This is a genomic window from Ruegeria sp. BHSA162 (assembly GCF_059613385.1).
The window spans coordinates 86,806-105,420 of sequence record NZ_JBXWSK010000006.1 but is presented as its reverse complement, the minus strand read 5'-3'; the positions used below and the strand labels follow the sequence as shown (position 1 = coordinate 105,420).

At 61.1% G+C, this 18,615-nt stretch carries 21 protein-coding genes; 9 read left to right on the top strand and 12 right to left on the bottom strand.

The annotated features are described in order from the left end of the window. Positions 1-751: ABC transporter substrate-binding protein (locus AC2FM5_RS03970; protein WP_496734035.1), on the bottom strand; the 751-nt coding region annotated here is incomplete at its 3' end. Positions 752-1,148: 397 nt separating this feature from the next. On the opposite strand from AC2FM5_RS03970, the gene AC2FM5_RS03965 reads away from it, so the two are divergent. After that, positions 1,149-1,811 carry a DNA-3-methyladenine glycosylase I gene (locus tag AC2FM5_RS03965; RefSeq protein ID WP_170357254.1) on the top strand — a complete coding sequence of 221 codons (663 nt, stop codon included), beginning with the start codon at positions 1,149-1,151 and terminating at the stop codon, positions 1,809-1,811. 40 nt (positions 1,812-1,851) lie between these two features. Continuing rightward, complete coding sequence (locus tag AC2FM5_RS03960) at positions 1,852-2,538, top strand: hypothetical protein (RefSeq protein ID WP_496734034.1); 687 nt, start codon at positions 1,852-1,854, stop codon at positions 2,536-2,538. Between the two features lie 3 nt (positions 2,539-2,541). On the opposite strand, the gene AC2FM5_RS03955 is transcribed toward AC2FM5_RS03960, so the two are convergent. Continuing rightward, positions 2,542-2,946 (bottom strand): c-type cytochrome, encoded by a 405-nt coding sequence (locus AC2FM5_RS03955; protein WP_170598535.1) that lies wholly within the window; start codon positions 2,944-2,946, stop codon positions 2,542-2,544. Between the two features lie 95 nt (positions 2,947-3,041). On the opposite strand from AC2FM5_RS03955, the gene AC2FM5_RS03950 reads away from it, so the two are divergent. Then, a complete protein-coding gene (locus AC2FM5_RS03950; RefSeq protein ID WP_170340233.1) occupies positions 3,042-3,479 on the top strand; it encodes a DMT family transporter in 438 nt (145 codons plus the stop codon). Here the strand turns inward: AC2FM5_RS03950 and AC2FM5_RS03945 are convergent. From AC2FM5_RS03945 to AC2FM5_RS03935, 3 genes are all read right to left on the bottom strand, one after another. Continuing rightward, positions 3,463-4,149 carry an ABC transporter ATP-binding protein gene (locus AC2FM5_RS03945; RefSeq protein ID WP_496734033.1) on the bottom strand — a complete coding sequence of 229 codons (687 nt, stop codon included), beginning with the start codon at positions 4,147-4,149 and terminating at the stop codon, positions 3,463-3,465. The two genes, AC2FM5_RS03950 and AC2FM5_RS03945, sit on opposite strands and share 17 nt — an antisense overlap. Further along, positions 4,142-5,428, bottom strand: coding sequence for a lipoprotein-releasing ABC transporter permease subunit (locus tag AC2FM5_RS03940; RefSeq protein ID WP_170404544.1), 1,287 nt, complete (start codon positions 5,426-5,428; stop codon positions 4,142-4,144). The genes AC2FM5_RS03945 and AC2FM5_RS03940 overlap by 8 nt, the downstream gene beginning before the upstream one ends. Positions 5,429-5,509: 81 nt before the next feature. Next, a complete protein-coding gene (locus AC2FM5_RS03935; protein WP_170527880.1) occupies positions 5,510-6,514 on the bottom strand; it encodes a DUF6492 family protein in 1,005 nt (334 codons plus the stop codon). A 312-nt stretch (positions 6,515-6,826) separates the two neighbouring features. Between AC2FM5_RS03935 and AC2FM5_RS03930 the strand changes: the two genes are divergently transcribed. Continuing rightward, the gene (locus tag AC2FM5_RS03930) at positions 6,827-7,186 is read left to right on the top strand and encodes a hypothetical protein (protein WP_170340824.1); all 360 of its coding nucleotides are present in this window, start codon (positions 6,827-6,829) and stop codon (positions 7,184-7,186) included. Here the strand turns inward: AC2FM5_RS03930 and AC2FM5_RS03925 are convergent. Next, complete coding sequence (locus tag AC2FM5_RS03925; RefSeq protein WP_496734032.1) at positions 7,183-8,076, bottom strand: glycosyltransferase family 2 protein; 894 nt, start codon at positions 8,074-8,076, stop codon at positions 7,183-7,185. The genes AC2FM5_RS03930 and AC2FM5_RS03925 overlap by 4 nt on opposite strands. Beyond that, positions 8,060-9,400 (bottom strand): proline--tRNA ligase, encoded by a 1,341-nt coding sequence (gene proS, locus AC2FM5_RS03920; protein WP_170340821.1) that lies wholly within the window; start codon positions 9,398-9,400, stop codon positions 8,060-8,062. The genes AC2FM5_RS03925 and proS overlap by 17 nt, the downstream gene beginning before the upstream one ends. Positions 9,401-9,565: 165 nt before the next feature. Here proS and AC2FM5_RS03915 point away from each other — a divergent pair, with 165 nt between their 5' ends. The 5 genes from AC2FM5_RS03915 to AC2FM5_RS03895 all read left to right on the top strand — a co-directional run bounded on the left by AC2FM5_RS03915 (position 9,566) and on the right by AC2FM5_RS03895 (position 15,346). Beyond that, positions 9,566-10,930, top strand: a complete 1,365-nt coding sequence (locus AC2FM5_RS03915) for an FAD-dependent oxidoreductase (protein WP_496734031.1) — start codon at positions 9,566-9,568, stop codon at positions 10,928-10,930. Further along, positions 10,930-11,904 carry an isopenicillin N synthase family dioxygenase gene (locus tag AC2FM5_RS03910; RefSeq protein WP_496734030.1) on the top strand — a complete coding sequence of 325 codons (975 nt, stop codon included), beginning with the start codon at positions 10,930-10,932 and terminating at the stop codon, positions 11,902-11,904. Before AC2FM5_RS03915 ends, AC2FM5_RS03910 begins: the two co-directional genes overlap by 1 nt. 87 nt (positions 11,905-11,991) lie before the next feature. Further along, positions 11,992-13,065: an AI-2E family transporter gene (locus AC2FM5_RS03905; protein ID WP_170357245.1), complete on the top strand. Its 1,074-nt coding sequence runs from the start codon at positions 11,992-11,994 to the stop codon at positions 13,063-13,065. After that, positions 13,066-13,755, top strand: coding sequence for an HdaA/DnaA family protein (locus AC2FM5_RS03900; protein WP_170460490.1), 690 nt, complete (start codon positions 13,066-13,068; stop codon positions 13,753-13,755). It abuts the gene before it with no gap. Between the two features lie 49 nt (positions 13,756-13,804). Next, entirely contained in the window at positions 13,805-15,346 is a 1,542-nt protein-coding gene (locus tag AC2FM5_RS03895) for a Ppx/GppA family phosphatase (protein WP_170420360.1), read from the top strand. Positions 15,347-15,355: 9 nt separating this feature from the next. Here the strand turns inward: AC2FM5_RS03895 and AC2FM5_RS03890 are convergent, their stop codons facing one another. From AC2FM5_RS03890 to AC2FM5_RS03870, 5 genes are read right to left on the bottom strand one after another with little or no spacing between them, the layout of a single operon-like run. After that, a complete protein-coding gene (locus AC2FM5_RS03890; RefSeq protein WP_170420359.1) occupies positions 15,356-15,727 on the bottom strand; it encodes a hypothetical protein in 372 nt (123 codons plus the stop codon). A 39-nt stretch (positions 15,728-15,766) separates the two neighbouring features. Continuing rightward, positions 15,767-16,780, bottom strand: a complete 1,014-nt coding sequence (locus AC2FM5_RS03885) for an endonuclease/exonuclease/phosphatase family protein (protein ID WP_170390975.1) — start codon at positions 16,778-16,780, stop codon at positions 15,767-15,769. A gap of 4 nt (positions 16,781-16,784) precedes the next feature. Beyond that, positions 16,785-17,465 carry a TerB family tellurite resistance protein gene (locus AC2FM5_RS03880; protein ID WP_496734028.1) on the bottom strand — a complete coding sequence of 227 codons (681 nt, stop codon included), beginning with the start codon at positions 17,463-17,465 and terminating at the stop codon, positions 16,785-16,787. Positions 17,466-17,510: 45 nt separating this feature from the next. After that, positions 17,511-17,999, bottom strand: coding sequence for a GNAT family N-acetyltransferase (locus tag AC2FM5_RS03875; protein WP_496734026.1), 489 nt, complete (start codon positions 17,997-17,999; stop codon positions 17,511-17,513). Then, the gene (locus tag AC2FM5_RS03870) at positions 17,996-18,598 is read right to left on the bottom strand and encodes a VOC family protein (protein WP_496734024.1); all 603 of its coding nucleotides are present in this window, start codon (positions 18,596-18,598) and stop codon (positions 17,996-17,998) included. Before AC2FM5_RS03870 ends, AC2FM5_RS03875 begins: the two co-directional genes overlap by 4 nt. Between the last annotated feature and the right edge of the window lie 17 nt (positions 18,599-18,615).

Sequence of the window (18,615 nt, the reverse complement as noted above, 5' to 3'; positions counted from 1 at the left end):
TGAAGATGCGCGAGGGCGAGAAATCGCAGTCATTGACGGCATTGGGGTTTGGCCCCCAGGCCGGATCGTTGAAGCAGGCGTCTTCACCCGGCGGCAACTCAACGAATTTAACATCATAGGCCGACATGGCCCAATGCGGCTGCCAGAAGGTGATCAGCAGGGGCGACTTGCGTTCTGTCGAAGCGCGGAGTTCGGCAATCAGCGCGCCCTCGGACCCGGCAGGAATAGCCTTGAACGGCAGTTCAAGCCCGACCATGCGGTCTGCCCCGGGCGTACCCCAGTCAGCCGGATAGTCGACCAGACGTCCCATCGGCAGGGTCTCAGCCGTCGCAAAATTCTGTGCGCAGTCCTTCAGCGCTTCCCACGCGGGCAGGCCCGGGCAAAGGTCGGCGACATGGGCCGGATATGCGATGCCTTCCTTCGCATCGAGGCCAAGGTCGCCGATTTCGACCACGGTGCCCTCTTCGATTTTCTTGGCGTATTCGTCCGACACGTTCGACGACCAGATCTCGAGCGTGGCATCGATGTCCCCGTCAGCCAGCGCCTGGAACTGGTTCAACATGCCCGCGGTGACGAATTCAACCTGGTAACCGGCGGCCTTGAGCATCTCTGCAGCGACATGCGTGGTGACGTGCTGGCCCGTCCACTCGTTGATCGCCAGTTTGATCGGCTCGTCCACCGCGCCCATGTCAGCCGCGTGCGCGGCGCCAGCGACCATGATCGCCAGAAGGCTTACATTCAGTTTTTTCATGGATTTTCTCCCTGTTTCTTTGTTTTGCCCACCCCGGCGGAAACGTGCCCGCCGGCTGACTTGTCTAACGACAATACCATGTCGCAACATGCACAAATTTGGCCGGAAAAGGAAAGCGAACAGTTCGCGTCATTCCCAATAAACGGCCTCGGTACCGCATTTCATTCCTCTCGCGCCCTCGTGTCATGGGGCGGCTTGCCCGAGGTTTCGCAGACCGGACATTGATTGACGAGTCAATCACAAACCCAATTAGGGTCGTTTGTCGAGTATTTCTTGTGACGATGGGGCAAAATCCTGACTTTCCGACTGTTTTGCCCAAATGGCAGACCGTACCGGGCGGCTGCCCTTGCATTTACCGGAACAAATTGGCAACATTTGGCGCGAAGGGAGCTTTGCGATGCACCATTTCGATGAGATCTATGGGCTGGCGGCCGACCGGCACGGCGGACCGCACGCGCTTGAAGACAAACTGTCCAAGCCCAAATCCGCCAAGGAATTGGGCGCCCTGTCAGAGGATCGGTGGCTTTCGACAATCACCAAATGCATCTTCCAGGCTGGCTTCAATTGGAAGGTCATCGAGGCGAAATGGGACGGTTTCGAGGCGGCCTTTGACGGGTTCGACGTTGGGCGCTGCGCCTTCATGGATGATGAGAAATTCGACGCGCTGTTGCAGGACACGCGCATCGTGCGCAACGGCACCAAGATCGCCACCGTGCGCGACAACGCAGCGTTTCTTATGGAACTCCGCACGGAAGGCGGCGTTGGCAAAGTGTTGGGCGGCTGGCCATCGACCGACTATGTCGGACTTTTGGACATGCTCGCAAAACGTGGTTCTCGGTTGGGCGGGGCTTCAGCCCAGTATGCGATGCGCTTTACCGGAAGAGACAGCTTTATCCTGTCACGCGACGTAACCGCCCGTTTGATCGCCGAAGGCGTCATCGACAAGCCAGCCACCTCCAAGAAAGCGATGGCTGCGGTACAGGACGCCTTCAACACCTGGATGCGTCAATCCGGCAGGTCGTTGACCGAAATCAGCCGGGTGCTTGCGATGAGCCTCTAGAATCGCTTGCGACCGAACCACAGCGGGCTAGGGTTTGGTCATGGTCCGGTTGATTTCGATCCTGCTTTTTCTTGCTCTGTTGTCCTGCGGTCGCCCTCTGACCGAGAACGAGCGCGCCTTTGCAAGCAAGGTTCAAGGCGAAACGCTGGATCTTGACCGGGTTCGGCTGGTCGAAGGCGCGCCGGTCGCCTCCATCACCTACGAACGAAAAGCCAGACCGAGGCTGGCTTGCCGCGAGCGTATCCTGCCGCCGGTCAAGGACGAGATCGTAACCGGAAAACCGGCGGCGATCGCGCTGTTCAACCGGGTATACTTCACCAAGGACTGGTATCTTGACGACTACATGGCGCGGTACCCCGACCAGATGAACCTTGTGGCCGCCATGATCTTTGCCCATGAACTGACCCATGTCTGGCAATGGCAGAACAGGAAAACCACCGGCTATCACCCGTTGCGGGCGGCTGCCGAACATGGTGGCCGCAAGGATCCTTACCTGTTCGATCTGGATAACTCGGCCGATTTTCTGGACTACGGGTTTGAACAGCAGGGCGCCATCGTCGAGGAATATGTCTGCTGCCGCGCATTGGATCCGGACGCCCCGCGGACCCAGCGTTTGCATGACATGCTGGCCAAGCATTTCGCCCCGGAAAAACTGCCGGGTGCCCGGCGAGAAAGCGACGTGGTTATCCCTTGGAGCGGTGCCAAGGTGGAAGGCATCTGCAGATGAGGTTCACTTGCCTTGCAAGGTCTTTAGATACGCGACCAGATCGGCAATCGGCTTGCTGGTCAGGATCGGCTGGCCGGCATCTGTCTTGATGGCGGTGTCCTGCCCTTCGAAATATGGCCCGTAGACCGGCATCGGACTGCCATGGCTGACCAGAGGATCACGGCCGTCTATCCGCTGCACCACACGCGCGGTCGGAAATTTACCGCCCGCGTTCCCAAGCGTCTTCAGATTGGTAGGTTGGATCAACAGCACGCCGGCCATTGGCCCATGTCCAGTCGCATCCAGTCCATGACAGGTGGCGCAGTGGTGCAGGTAAAGCTGCTCCCCGGCTTCGGCATCCTGGGCTTCAGCACCTGTGGCGGCTATCGTACTGGCCATAGCCAATGCCGTAAACGTCAACAGTTTCATTGCGTTCCTCCGTTCTAACGCCAAAAGCAGGGTTGCCCGAACCGTAACGACCCGCAATGATCCAGATCAACGAAATCGGCTAAGGGGTCCGGGCCATGACACATTATGCAGCCATCATGCTCGCCGCCGGGATCGGAGTTCCGATTCTCGCCGCGCTGAATGCGGCGCTCGGAAAGCTGATCGGCTCGCCCACCACCGCTGCGGTCATCCTGTTTGCCGTGGCGTTTGGATCTTCGGCGCTGGTGATGCTGCTGTTCCCCGGAACACAAGCTTTGGCAAAGGTTGCGCAGACCCCGAAACATCTGCTGTTGGGTGGGGTTCTGATTGCCTTCTACGTGCTATCCATTACCCACGTCGCACCGCATTTCGGCGTCGGCAACGCGGTGTTCTTCGTGCTGTTGGGGCAGTTGATCAGCACCGCGGCCATCGACCATTTCGGCCTTTTCGGCGCGCAGGTCACACCGCTGACCCTGATGCGCGCCGGCGGGATCGCGGTGATGGCCGTAGGCGTCGCGATCACTCAGCTGGCCTGAGCACACCCCCATCCAGCCGCAGCATCCGGTCCATACGCGCCGCAAGGTCAAGGTTGTGCGTGGCAATCAACGCCGACAGGCCGGACTCGCGCACCAAATCCATCAGCGCGGCAAAGACCTGATCCGAGGTACCCGGGTCCAGATTCCCTGTTGGCTCGTCCGCCAGCAGGACACGCGGTTCATTGGCTAGGGCCCGGCAGAAGGCCACCCGCTGCTGCTCGCCCCCCGACAAAGCTGCCGGGCGGTGGTCGGCACGTTCGGCGACGCCGACACGTCCCAGCAGATCCATCGCGCGGGCCTTGGCCGCCCTGTCGGACACCCCGTTGGCCAATTGCGGAAGCACGACATTTTCCAGCGCGGTGAATTCCGGCAGCAGGTGATGAAACTGATAGACAAAACCCACATCCCGCCGACGCATCGCGGTGCGGGTACGGTCGCCCTTGCCGGTCGCATCCTGCCCGCCGATTTCGACCGTCCCGAAATCCGGCGTATCCAGAAGTCCGGCGATATGCAGAAGGGTCGACTTGCCCGCCCCCGAAGGCGCCACAAGCGCCACCGCCTCGCCCGCCCGCAGCTCCAGATCGGCGCCGCGCAGCACCTGCACCTCGGCGGGCGTGCCTTTCAAATAGGTCTTGGTCAGGCCGGTCAGACGCAAGGTGACATCATTCATAGCGCAGCGCCTCGACCGGGTTCAGCCGCGCCGCACGGCGGGCCGGGAAATAGGTGACGAAGAAGGACAGGCCCAGCGACAGCCCCACCGCCTTGAGCACGTCCGACAGGTGCAGCTCGGCCGGCAAGGCATAGATGCCGCGGATCGCCGGATCCCAGACGCCGCCGCCCATCACGTAGTTCACGAAAGAGAAGATCGGATCGATATAGAGCGCGAACAGGCAGCCCAGGATGACGCCCATCGCGGTGCCTATGATCCCGGTGAAGGCGCCACAGATGAAGAACACCCGCAGCACCGAACCCTCGCTCAGCCCGATAGTGCGCAGGATGCCGATGTCGCGGCCCTTGTTTTTCACCAGCATGATCAGCCCCGAGACGATGTTCATCGCGGCGATCAGCACGAGGATCGACAGGATGATGAACATCACGTTGTCCTCGACCTCGAGCGCGCGCAGAAAACCGCCTGAGGCATCCTGCCATGTCCAGATCTGCGAGCGTTCTCCCGCCGCCTCAAGGATAGGGATCAGGATGGGGTTCAGGTCCTCGGGGCGATCGACCATCACTTCGATCTCGTCGGCGACGCCCTCGCGGTTGAAAAAGCTCTGCGCCTCGGAAAACGGCATGTAAACGCGGGTGCGGTCGATGTCATAGCGCCCGGCCGAAAACACGTAGACGACTTCATAGGCACTCACGCGGGGCGAGGTACCGAAGGCGGTCTTGACCCCGTTGGGCGAGGTCAGCTTGACCCGATCCCCCACCGTTGCACCGATGGCGCGGGCCACGCCCGAGCCGATGGCGATCCCCTCTTCGAACCGGGACAGGTCGCCGTAGGCCTGATCGCTTTCGGCAATACCGGGCAGGCTGTAGAGGTCGTCGGGGCGGATACCGAACACCTCGACCCCGCTGCTGCGATCGCGGTTGGTGATCAGGACCTGCCCCTTGACCAGCGGCGCAGCGCGTTGAACGCCCGGCACCCGCGCGATGCGCTCGGCCATGGCGTCGAAATCAACTATGGTGCGATCAACCTGCCCTTGCGCGTCCAGTTCGCCGGCCGAGTAGACTGTTACATGAGCGTTGGCCCCAAGAATGGTGCCCACGAATTCGGACCGGAACCCTGACCGGACCGCCAGCGTGGCGATCAGCGCGAACACGGCCAGCGTGATCCCGATCAACGAGATCCACGTCATCACGCTTACACCGCCTTCGGCACGCCGGGCGCGCAGATAGCGCCAGGCGATCTTCCATTCGAAGGCGGCAAAGGGAGGGGGTGTTCTGGCCATTCCTGCTCCGGCAAATCTGTGGTGGGGACATTTTCGGGATTTGGCTGGATGGTCAAGCCGGTTCTGGATGTACGCGCCCGTTCAACCGGCCAGCGACGCAGTTGCACTCAGCACGGACTGGGTCGTCTCACGATCACTGATCCCCCGACGCGCCAAGGCATCGAACAAGCGATCTTGGGTTTCAGGCGTCAGCATGGAAACCGCCCGGTTGTGTAGACCAAGGCTCAACAGTTCCGGTTCGTCGATCCTGGCGATCAGGTCTTCCAGCTTCTGTTGCGAATAGGTCGGCCAAAGCCCCAGCGCAGTGCTGGTTGCGTCCTCGAACCACGGGCGCAAAGCCAGATCCGACCGGAGGCAAAATGCATTCAGCAGCATGAATTCCGAGGGTCTACGGCGCGATCCGAAGAGCGACTGCACCGAACCGTAGTGTTCGTTGATCTCGTCCAACATCTCCAGAACCAACGACCTACGCACCGGGAACGGCGTCGAAAACGTCGTGGTCTTCAAAGCCTCGATATCCGGAACGGTGACCTGCAAAGCGTCCAGGCTCTGCTGCAGCCAGTTGCGGTGAAAGTCGCTGTTGACCGAAATGAACGGAAGCCGGGCGGCTCCGCCATCCGAAAAGAACTCTGACTCAGTGAAAGTCCGCAGAAACAGGTTTTTGGTGTCCAGGATAACCATCTGCTCCGCCTCGGCGATCCGTGCGGCACCCAGCTTGAGCACCTGCTGCGCGCGGTATCCGTTGTTGCCGCGCCAGCCCCCCTTTCGCACGAAAGGGATACGGTGCCGTCCTTCAATCAGAAGCCGGTCGCCCAGTGAACGCCAGGCGCATTGACCTGCCCCAAGCAGAAGGTCATCGCCCCCGACGACCCGAACCTTGGATTGCAAAGGACCGTAGGCCGCCAATATGGGCTCGATACGCGCCCGCAATGCGGTTTCGTCGACGTCATTCAGGACAACATGGATGGATGCAACCTTGGCCGGATCAGCAAATCGCGCAAAAGAACGCGCCTGCAACTCGAGCAGCGGGTAATCCTTGGAATACACTATCGTGGCAAAACTCAGCACGGTCGGGTTGCCTTTCATAATCACTTGGCGCCGCTGTATCAGCTTCTCGACCGGCCGCCAAATCCGCTTTGCCGTGTTGGCGCAGAATCAGCCATCGGGCGCAAATTCCAGCAGCGGATGATTTTCGAAAGACGATTATACCGCTGGTTGTGAAGCCCATCACAGACAGGCCCTTATTGTTTCAGGTATGAAGTCAATGTGAGGTTCAGACATTAAACTGAACTTGAAATGCAACATTTTCACAGCAACTTTGTTTCGCATTTTGCTTCTTTTAAGAAATTTTGGCACCCTGATTGTGGGGGAATACATTTTAAAGAGCGGGGGTCGCTCATGAATATTGAAAAGGAAATTGAACAGGTTGGTGCGCCAGCCACGACGATCACTTCTCAGGACATGGATTGCGAAACCGCAGCGTTGCTGCGGGCCGTCATCCGACCGCTGTTTGCCGGTGCGGCCAGTTGGGCCAGTCTAGCCGACACGCTGCGCGAAAAAGGCTATCGCCTGGCATTCCAAAGCGGGCGCATGTGCCTGATGGACCGGGCGACCGGCAAACGGCTTTGCGGGTTGCGGTTCCTGGACATCGAATTGAAGGATCTGGTCCGACGTATGGGCCGCCCCGTCGTAGTCGCCCGAGGTGACAGGGCGGATGGGGAACTACTTCGCGCGCGTCCGGCGACGGGCGGGTCCTAGTACCGCCGCCAGAACTGGACGGACCTGCGTAGAGACTTGGCAAGGCCGTGTTTGGCGGCCCGCCGGATCGGCAGTGGCGTTTCCGGGCGCCTCAGCACCTCGATGAGCAGGTTTGCCGGCATATGCCCGCGGCGATAGAACTCCGCGAAATCATCCAGATCCAATCCTTGTGCCGCACGATAATCGGCAAAGAACCGTTGCCAGACTCGGGCATAGTCCTGCCCCGTCGCTTGCTGGTCGCTGGTCTCGCCCCGGTCCCAGAACAATGAAATCGGCTCATCCATCCTTTCGCCGCGATAGCCCCCGGCAACCAGTCGCAGCATCAGGTCATAATCGCCAGCAATACGGAACTGAGTGTCGTGTCCACCCAATTCCTGAAAAACATCTCGCCGCAAAAAAACAGAGTTATGGCAAAACGGCATCCGCTGAAGGATGGCTTTGACCGACATCCGTTTTTCCATCTTTTCGCCACCGTCAGCGGACCGGTGCAGGGTTGACCCAAAAAGATAGTCGGGGTTGGTCGCGGTCAATCGCTCGGCCGCCCGGTTCAGAACATCATCCGCTGCCAACGAGTCGTCGGAATTGAGGAACAGCACGTATTCGCCGCGTGCGGCCTTGACGCCGCGATTCATCGCGTCGTACAGGCCTTGGTCCGGTTCACTGATCAGCCGCGTGCGCGGAGCGTCGGCGATCAAATCCTGAATGAATTCGACCGTCCCGTCCGTCGATGCTCCGTCCTGAATGATGTGCTCGGAACGGTCGCAATTCTGCCGCGCCAAGCATTCGATGACGCGAGGAAATGTGTCCTGACGCCCTTGGGACAGCAGGTTCCAAGTTGCCGTGATCACCGAGATCAGCGGCGCGTCACCGGTTTCAGACGGAGCGCTCATAGATCTCGGCAATGCGGGTTACGGCGGCCTCGGGGCTCAGCTCTTCGCTTTCGCCCGTGCGGCGGCTGGTCAGTTCGACCACCCCGTTCTTCAACCCGCGCGGGCCGACGGTGATACGCCAGGGCAGGCCGATCAGGTCCATCGTGGCAAACTTGCCCCCTGCCCGCTCGTTGCGGTCGTCATAGAGCGGCTCGAGCCCAAGCGCCGTCAGGGCCTTGTAGATCTTGTCACAGGCCGCGTCGGCCTCGTCATCGCCCTGTTTCAGGTTGACGATGCCGCAGTGGAACGGGGTCACGCCCTCGGGCCAGATGATGCCCTTGTCGTCGTGGCTGGCCTCGATGATCGCACCGATCAGTCGGCTGACGCCGATGCCGTGGCTGCCCATGTGCACCGGAACCTGCTTGCCGTCGGGGCCTTGCACCGTGGCGCCCATCGGCTCGGAATACTTGGTGCCGAAATAGAAGATCTGCCCAACCTCGATGCCACGCGCGCTGCGGCGACGTTCCTCGGGCACCTGCTGGAACAGGGCCTCGTCATGGGTTTCGTCCGTGCGGGCATAGAGCGAGGTGAACTCCTCCATGATCGCCTGGCACTGGGCCTTGTCGTCATAGTCGATGTCGCGCTCGCCCAGACGGATATCAGTAACCGCGCTGTCATAGAACACCTCGGATTCGCCGGTATCGGCCAACACCAGGAATTCATGCGTGTCGTCACCGCCGATCGGGCCGCTGTCCGCGCGCATCGGGATCGCCTGCAGCCCCATGCGTTCATAGGTGCGCAGATAGCTGACCAGGTGGCGGTTGTAGGCGTGCAGCGCGTCTTCTTTCGTCAGGTCGAAATTGTAGCCGTCCTTCATGTAAAATTCGCGGCCGCGCATCACGCCGAAACGGGGGCGGATCTCGTCGCGGAACTTCCACTGGATCTGGTACAGGGTCAGCGGCAGGTCCTTGTAGCTGCTGACGTGACCGCGGAAGATGTCGGTGACCAGTTCCTCGGCGGTGGGGGTATAGAGCATATCGCGGCCGTGGCGGTCCTGCATACGCAGCATTTCCTGACCATAATCATCATATCGCCCGGATTCCCGCCACAGATCGGCCGATTGCAGGATCGGCATCTGGATCGGGATGTGCCCGGCGCGGATCTGTTCCTCGTGCACGATGTTTTCCAGTTTGCGCAGCACCTTGAAACCCAGCGGCAGCCACGAATAGATCCCGGCGGCAGCCTGCTTGATCATCCCGGCGCGCAGCATCAGCCGGTGGCTGACGATCTGGGCCTCGGACGGGTTTTCCTTGAGTACGGGCAGAAAGTAACGGCTGAGGCGCATGTTTTTACCTTGCAGGTGAGAATTCCACGGCCACGTGATTATGCGAAAGCCCCGCCGGGGGCAATCGGGCAATGGCGGATTTGCGACCTCAGGTAAGTCGGAATTTTGATTGACCCGCCAATCAGGCCTCGAAACAGTGGGAAAACTTCTGAAGACGAGGCTCCAATGCAGACCATCCGCGAACCCGCCCGAGACATCCCCGTGGTGCACAAGACTGACGTACTGGTGGTGGGCTCTGGCCCGGCAGGGCTGGCCGCGGCGCTTGCTGCCGCGCGCGCCGGGGCCGAGGTCGCTCTGCTGGACCGTTTTGGCTGCATGGGCGGCAATATCACCGCCGTCGGGGTCGAGGGCTTTGCCTGGTACCGGCACGACAAGACCATCGAGGCTGGCGGCATCGGATGGGAGTTCGAGCAACGCGCCAAGGAGATGGGCGCGGCGGTCCCGGAAAGCCAATCGCTGAGCTACGAGTTGGACAGCGAGGGTTTCAAGCTGGTGGCCGATCGGTTGGTGGAAGAGGCCGGGGTCCGCCCGATGCTGCATCGCCAGTTCGTGGCCCCGATCATGGACGGCGACCGGATCACCGGTGTGATCACCGAGTCGAAGGCGGGGCGCGAGGCGATCCTTGCCCGCATCGTGATCGACGCCACCGGCGATGCCGACGTGGCCCACCGTGCCGGCGCCCCAACCCGCAAGACCGAGCCGGAACAGATGATGGCGGCCTCGGTCATGTTCCACTTGGCCGGGGTCGACAAGCGCGCCTTCATGGATGGCGTAAAGGCCGACCCGCAGACCTACAAGGACTGGGGCGGCGGCGGCGAATGGAACATCGAGACCAGCGGCAAAGAGGACGACATGTTTTCGCCCTTCGTCTACAAGCCGTTCCAGCAGGCAATCGACCAAGGCCTGATCCCGGCGCATCTCAACACCATCGCGGGCACCTGGGGCGCAATGCATGACACAGGCGAGCTGACCTACATGAACCTGATCCACCTGGCCGGGATCGACGGAACAGACCCGGACAGCCTGACCAGGGGCGAGATCGAGGGCCGCCGCCAGACCATGCTGGCGATTGACGCTCTGCGTAGGTTCATGCCCGGATGCGAAAACGCACGGCTGCGCAACTTCGGCATGACCATCGGCATCCGTGACACCCGCAAGATCGACGCGGTCTACAACATGACCGAGGACGACGTGCGCCATCAGGGCCGGTTCGGCGACACGATCGGCATCTACCCCGAGTTCATCGACGGTTACGGCATCCTGATCCTGCCCACCACCGGGCGCTATATGCAGGTACCCTACCGCTCGATGCTGCCCAAGGGGGTGCGCGGGCTGCTGGTGGCTGGCCGGTCTCACGGGGCCGACCGCGTCGCCCACGCAGCGACACGCAACATGGCCTGCTGCGCGGTGATGGGCCAAGGGGCCGGCATCGCGGCCGCCATCGCACTGAAAAGCAATCAGGAGCTGTCCGAATTGAACCTGACCCCGGTTCATTCCGAATTGGACAGACAAGGCGTGAGGATCCACTGATGGAACACATCCCGACGATCGACATTGCGCCCTTGATGCAGGAGGCCCACCCTGACCACGGAAATACCGTCCAGCAGGTTATGGATGCGTGCACCGGGATAGGTTTCCTTTCGATCACCGGCACCGGCATCCCGCCAGAGCTGGTCGAGAGGGTCCGGGCTTGCGTTCGCGCAATCTTCGACGTGAACGAAGCCAACAAATGGCAGCAGGCGATCACCCGCGAGAACTATCGCGGATATATCCCGATGGGGTTCTTCACGCCCAATGACGGGTCGGGACATGCGGACAAGTATGAGGGCTACAAGCTGCACCACGAAGTGGCCGAGGATGCGCCCATCCGCCGGGATTGCGCGCTGTACGGACCCAACCTCTGGCCCGCAGAGGTACCGGACGCGCAGGGCACAATCCTTGAATACTGGGTGCGATTGGATCAGGTGGCCGACAGCTTGCTGGGCGCGTTGGAGGCCGGGCTGAAACTGCCTGCGGGTTGCCTACGGAATGCGTTCCGCGACCCGTTGACCAACATGACTTTGCTGCACTACCCGCCGCAGGCCCCGGAAGAGGACGGTTATGGCATCCACCCCCACAAGGACACCGACGCGTTGACCATCATCGCCCCCGACCCGGTGGGTGGGCTGGAGGTCCAGACGCGGGGCGGCGGCTGGATCACTCCCGACTGCCCAACTGGTGGGTTTGTCGTCAACATCGGGGACATGCTCGAGCTCTGGTCCGGCGGGCGCCTGAAATCGACCCCGCACCGCGTGGTCAACCGATCCGGAAAGGAGCGCTACTCTTTTCCCTATTTCGCGGCACCAAGGCACGACGTGGTGGTTTCTCCGCTGCTGCCGCCGCTGCCGGGATTTGACCGCCCGTCCGTGCATTGCGGTCACTGGTCCGCCGAGATCTGGCGCACCAACTGGTCCGACGAGACCGCTGCCGAAGACACGCCGGAACTGGGCACTCTGCACGACTGAGACACAAAAACACTGATCCATGAACCGCTTGCATCGCGGGCCTTCATCAGCCAAGAACAAGGGCAACGACGCAGTCAGGAGGCCGCGATGGCGTTGCCGGTTCGGGATCAATTCAGATATTGGGGCATCGCCGCTGCGATATTCATATTGCTGTTGTGGCTGCTGGGCGACGTTCTGCTGCCATTCGTGATCGGCGGCGCAGTGGCCTATTTCCTGGATCCCGTAGCCGATCGGCTGGAGAACATGGGGCTCTCCCGCGCGGCTGCGACGGCGATCATTACCGTCTTCAGTATTCTTGCCTTTGCCTTGATGATCCTGATGGTGGTTCCGGCCCTGATCACTCAGCTGATCGATCTGGTGGACGTACTGCCCAGCCTGTTCCAGGAAATGCGAGCCTTCGTCGAGCGGCAATTCCCGTCGCTGTTGGACCGGGAATCGAACACCCACCAGTTCCTTCTTTCAATGGGCGACACGCTGAAGGGTAAAACAGGCGACATCCTCGAAACGGTCATGGCTTCGGTCGGGTCAGCGGTGAACATCGTGGTCCTTCTGGTGATTGTGCCCGTCGTGGCCGTCTACCTTTTGCTGGACTGGGACCGGATGATCGCCCGGATCAACGATCTGCTGCCCCGGGACCATGCGCCGACGATCCGCAAGCTGGCCGCCGATATTGACGCTGTTCTTGCCTCGTTCGTGCGCGGCATGGGTACGGTTTGCCTTATCCTGGGCACCTACTACGCCGTTGCCTTGATGATCGTCGGCCTACAATTCGGCCTGGTGGTCGGTTTCATCGCCGGGTTGGTCACCTTCATTCCCTATCTGGGCGCATTGATCGGCGGTACGCTGGCCATTGGCTTGGCGCTATTCCAATTCTGGGGTGACTGGGCCTCGATCGGTCTGGTGGCAGGGATATTCGCCATCGGCCAAGTCGTCGAAGGCAATTTCCTGACGCCCAAACTGGTTGGTGACTCGGTCGGGCTGCACCCGGTCTGGTTGCTTCTGGCCTTGTCCGTTTTTGGCGCGCTATTCGGGTTTGTCGGCATGCTGATCGCCGTTCCAGTCGCTGCGGCCTTGGGCGTGCTTGCACGTTTCGGAACTTCGCAATATCTGACAAGCCGCCTGTACACGGGGCGTGACGAGCTGGATCCGGAAAGCGAGTGAATGGCCAAACAGCTGAGCTTTGATCTTCCGGCGATGACGGCGCTGGGGCGCGAGGATTTTTTCGTATCTCCCGCGAATGCGCTGGCCGTCGCAATGATTTCGGCCAATTCTTGGCCGGGCAACAAGCTGGTCCTGAGCGGCCCGGCCGGATCGGGCAAAACCCATCTTGCACATGTCTGGGCCGCCGAGACAGGCGGGCGTATCGTGCAGGCCGCTGATCTGAAACACGAAGATGTTCCCGCGCTTGCGCAAAGTCCCGTGGCGGTCGAGGACATCCCGATGATCGCCGGGGATATAGACCAGCAGAAAACCCTGTTTCACCTGCACAATCTGGTTCTGGCCGAGGGGCATGCCCTGCTGATGACCGGGCGCCTTGCCCCCAAATACTGGGAACTGCCGCTGGCCGACCTGCAGAGCCGGGTGGAAGGTGCCCATCATGTGGCGCTTGATCCGCCCGATGATGCCTTGCTGTGCGCGGTTCTGGCCAAGCTGTTCGTCGACCGACAGCTGAACCCGGGGCCGGACGTCATCGCCTACCTCGTCAAGCACATGGATCGCCGGTTTGAAACCGCAGCCGAGGTGGTGGCCCAACTTGATCAGGTCGCTTTGGCAGAAAAGCGCGAGATCACACGGACCTTGGCCGTGCGCGTTCTGAACAACGAAATCGACACGGCGGTTTCCGGTGATTGACCCGTGGGGTCCGATTTCGCATCCTGCGCGAGGCAACGTTGGGGAGATCATGGAACAGAGCGCTGCAAGGATCCCGGACTGGGGACCATTCGGAAGACCGCTGTTCGACCATCCGGGAATCCGAGATCTCTCGCGCGTTGGCGTGGTCGATGTCGGATCGAACTCGGTTCGGATGGTTATCTTTGACGGCGCGGCCCGGTCACCCGCTTATTTCTACAACGAAAAAGTCATGTGCGAGCTTGGCGCCGGGCTGTCGGAAACCGGCAGGCTGAACCCGCGCGGTCGCGTACGTGCGCTGGCGGCGCTGCGGCGCTTTGAACACCTGTCCCGCGATCTTGGCCTGCCCGGACTGCACGTTGTAGCCACCGCCGCCGTGCGCGAGGCGGAAGACGGTCCAGAGTTCTGTCAGGAGGTTCTGGCCGAGACAGGGCTGCATATCTCGGTCATCGACGGCGAGGAAGAGGCCCGATTGTCGGCACAGGGCGTCCTACTGGGCTGGCCGGGCGCCTACGGCCTGATCTGCGACATCGGCGGTTCGTCCATGGAGCTGGCAGAGATCAGCGGCGGATCGGTCGGACGGTGCGTGTCCTCGTCTCTGGGGCCGCTCAAACTCCGGGATATCAAGGGCGGACGCCGCGCCCGCAAAGCCCACATCAAGGAAACACTCGAGGCGCTTCGTGACCAGATGGGGCCGCAGCGCGACCGACTGTTCCTGGTCGGCGGAAGCTGGCGAGCCTTTGCAAGGTTGGACATGCTGCGCCGCGGATATCCGCTGAACGTGCTGCACGAATACCGCATGACCACCAAGCAGGTGCGCGAAACGATCAAATACATCGAAAAGGGCGACCACGAACACCTGCGCTCTCAGGCTGGGGTCTCAAGCTCGCGGATGGCCCTGATTCCGTATGCCATGGACGTGCTGTCGCGGCTGATCCGCACCTTCAAACCCAAAGACATCGCAATATCCAGCTATGGTATCCGCGAGGGCCTGCTGTATGAGCAGATGCCGCAGATTCTGCGGGATTGCGACCCGTTGATCGAGGCCTGCCGGTTCTCGGAGCAAAAGGACGCTCGGCTGCCCGGTTTCGGGCCGCATCTTTATGATTTCGTGATGCCGCTGTTCCGGTCCGCCCCTCCTGCCCGAGTTCGGCTGATCAAGGCAGCCTGCCTGTTGCACGATGTCAGCTGGCGCGCCCACCCCGATTATCGGGCCGAGGTCTGTTTCGACAATGTGACTCGCGCCAACCTGGGCGGCCTGAAACACTCGGAACGTGTCTTCATCGGACTTGCCCTGCAGCATCGTTACCGGAACAAGCGAGAGGGCAACCGCTTCGCCCCTCTGTACGAACTGCTGGACGAGCGCGACCAGAAGCAGGCCGAGATTCTGGGAAAGGCCATGCGTTTCGGCGCAATGCTGTGGATGCAGAACGACGCGGCCACTGGCAAGCTGCGGTTCTACCCCAAGAAGCGCGAACTGGAGTTTTACCTGCCCAAGTCGCTCAGCCCTTTGTTCAACGAAGTGGCCGAGGCAAGATTCGAGTCACTGGCGAACGCGCTCAAATCACGCCCGATAGTCAAAATGCAGGGCTGATCCGGACGATCAGATATCGGTTGCACCTTCGTCGTCCTCCTTGGGAGCAACCTCATCGGGCTGGTCGGGGGCGTCCGGTTTCCTGCGGATGATAATGTCGCCATTGGGCAGCATTTCGGGCGCCTCATAGGCGCTCCAGTCCTTGACCTTGCCGCCGATCTCGGCAAGGGCCGGGCCCATCTCCTCAATAAAGGACTGCATGGCCGGGCCGAATTGCTCGGCAAGCCCCAGAAGATCCTCGAGCGCGGGCTCCATTTCCTTTCGCAGGCCTTCGAAGAACAGCTCGGCCCCCTGCTCCATCAGGGACTTACCGCCTTCGTCCTGGGCCGCGGCCGGCGCGGCAAAAAGGGCCGTGGCACCTATCAGCATCAATCGTTTCATGACCTGAAATATAAGGGGCGGGATCAGTTGTTGAAAGGGTCAGATGTCGATGTCCAGCGTCACCGGAAAATGATCTGAGGCCGTGACCAAGGCATCGCGCAACTCCGGCACCGTCCAGCAGTGCTCGTCCCGGAACGGGTGCCAGATGCGCCAGACCGGACTGCGGACCCTCAGATCCTCGCTGATCATGATGTAGTCCAACAACGCCTCAAGATATTGGCCTTCCTTCGGGCGGGCAAAGCGCGCGGTCGATGGGATCCAGCCCGGCCGAGGTCGAAGTGCCTGTGCGGGATGCGGATCGTACAGGCCGGTTTCCAGAAGGATTTCCACCGATGACCGCCCGAAAAGATGTTCGAATTCATCCAATCCCGGCCCGTCATTCAAGTCGCCCAGCAAGATCACCGGTTCAGCAGCGGCTATGTGCGCGCGCACCCGGCGCGACAGCCAGACAGCCTGCGCCAACTGCTTGCGGCGGTTGGCGATAGAGATGCGCAAGGCTTCGTCGCGCGATTGGGCACCGTGCGGTGCCTTGGACTTCAGATGTGCACCGATCAACCGGAACTCGAACCCGGCCCGGGTTCGGACCGCCAGTTCCATGGGTGGTTTTGAAAACCGCACCAGATCCTCGGTCGCGTCAATGTCCAGATCGATCCGAAACTCGCGGTCAAAGCGTGGGAGATCGTCGGGATCGTGGCCGCCATCTTGCACTCCTTTCGGGTCGTGCCGGGCGGTCAGGGCCTCGGGATCATACAAGAGGGCCAGTTCTTGATGCGTATCGTTGGCGAAACCCATGATCGCATTGGATGTACGCAGATCGAACGTCTCGGCGAAATGCTGCAAGGCACGCACAGTGTTTTGCGATTTGCCCGTATTCGGCGCCTCGACGATCAGCATGGCGTCGGCGTCGACGGCGGTCAGCACCGTCGCAATGGCCTCGATCTGCTGTGCCTTGGTGACATTGTGCCGGCCCGACCAACTGTCATCGACAACCAGTTCATCATTGCGGTCGAACAAATTGGCGAACCATTCGATATTGTAGGTCGCCAGACGCATCGCCTCAGACCCGCGCGCCGTTGATTTCATCCCAGGCGCGGTTGATGTCGATCATCTTTTTCTCGGCAAGCCGAATTGCTTCTTCGGGAACACCACGGGCCATCATCGCATCTGGATGTGTGTCACGCACAAGCCTGCGCCAGACTTTTCGGATCTCGGGGAGCGGAGTGTCAGGGGTCACGCCCAGAACGGTGTAGGGATCCTTGGGCGCATCTGGAACGAAGCGCGCACGCAGGGCTTTGAACTGTGCATCGGTCTGGCCAAAAATCCGCGCCACATCCTCCAGAAACTCGTTCTCGTTGGGGTGATAGAACCCGTCCGCCATGGCGATGTGAAACAGCCCCTCCATTAGGTCGCACAGGGTGGTGCTGTCTTCGGCGAACATGCGCGCGATCTTGCGTGCGTATTCCTGATACCCGGCCACATCCGTCCGGGCCATGTTGAACACGCGCGCCGCGCCGGCCTCTTCCTCCGGCGGAATACGAAACACCTCGCGAAAAGCGGTCACCTCGTCGCGGGTCACCTGCCCGTCCGCCTTGGCCATCTTTGCGCCCAAGGCGATCACAGCAATCGCGAAGGCCACCGAACGTTCGGGCGGCGTGCGTAGCTTCTCAAAAACGGCCGTCAGGCTTTCACCTTTGGCAAGCGCGCTCAGCGCCTCGGATATGCGGGACCAGATCGACATGGGCGCACACTAGCGCGCCGAGTACGGACTGTCAGGTGCGACCATTCATTCCGGGGCCAGAATTTTCTGCATCAGCACAAGATCCAGCCAACGCCCCCATTTACGACCAACTTCCGGCATTCGGCCGACCGTCTCAAAACCGACCGCCGCATGAAAGGAAATCGCGCCCGGGTTCTCGGCCGAGATTCCAGCGACCAGAACATGCACGCCTTGCGATCGCGCAACCTCCTCCAAGATTCGGATCAGCGCGCGACCCGCGCCCCGCCCCCGGCCTTCAGGAGCCAGCAGGATGGTGTGTTCCCGGCTGTGCGCATATCCGGGACCCGAGCGAAAACTGCCGTAAGTCGCATATCCCGCGACACGGCCGTCAAGCTCGGCGACTTGGAACGCCAGCCCTCGCTCGTCGATATCCCGCGCGATTTCTTCGGGGCTTCGCTCGGTCGTGGTAAACGTGATCAGCGTCTCGCGGATGATCGAATTGGTGATCTCCGCAATTTCAGCCGCATCCCGGGGCAGAGCCGGGCGAATGATCATTCCAGCACCCGCGGTCCGTGCGGCGTTTCAAATTCAGCCCGCAAAGCCGCAGGCCCGGAATCGAAAACTACCCTGTCGAGCGGGCCGAGCAATTGCGCCAAATCCAGCGCGTCCGGGTGAAAGACCACCAGCCGCCGCAGGTGGCAGCCACTGGCCCGCAGCATGCCAGCCGGATGTAAGTCACCTTGCCATTGAATCAAGGCGGGAAACAGGTTGTCGAACGGCAAACGCCCCGATCCTGGCACCGCCATCTTCCACCGCAACGCACCACGATCAAGGTCATGGATATCGCCAATGTCGATTGAGAACCCATCGACATAGGTCTGCAGATCCGAAACCTGGCAGACCCAGTTGCCGAGCCGCGGCGGCCCCCCGAAACGATCAAGATCAAACCAACGTGGCCGCCCAGGATCGGCAGCGTCCGGGTCAATCGCGATCGCTTCAAGATACAGGCCCTCGTCCAGCCCAAGAAGCTTGTTGTAGGTACCGAATTTTTCATGTTTGCCACCGGGCAACATCGGAACACCCAGTGCCTGCTCTACATGCGCGACCGCCTCGTCCAAAGTCGACGCGGCCACCGCCAGATGATCAAGCTCCATAATTGCGCCTCCAGCGT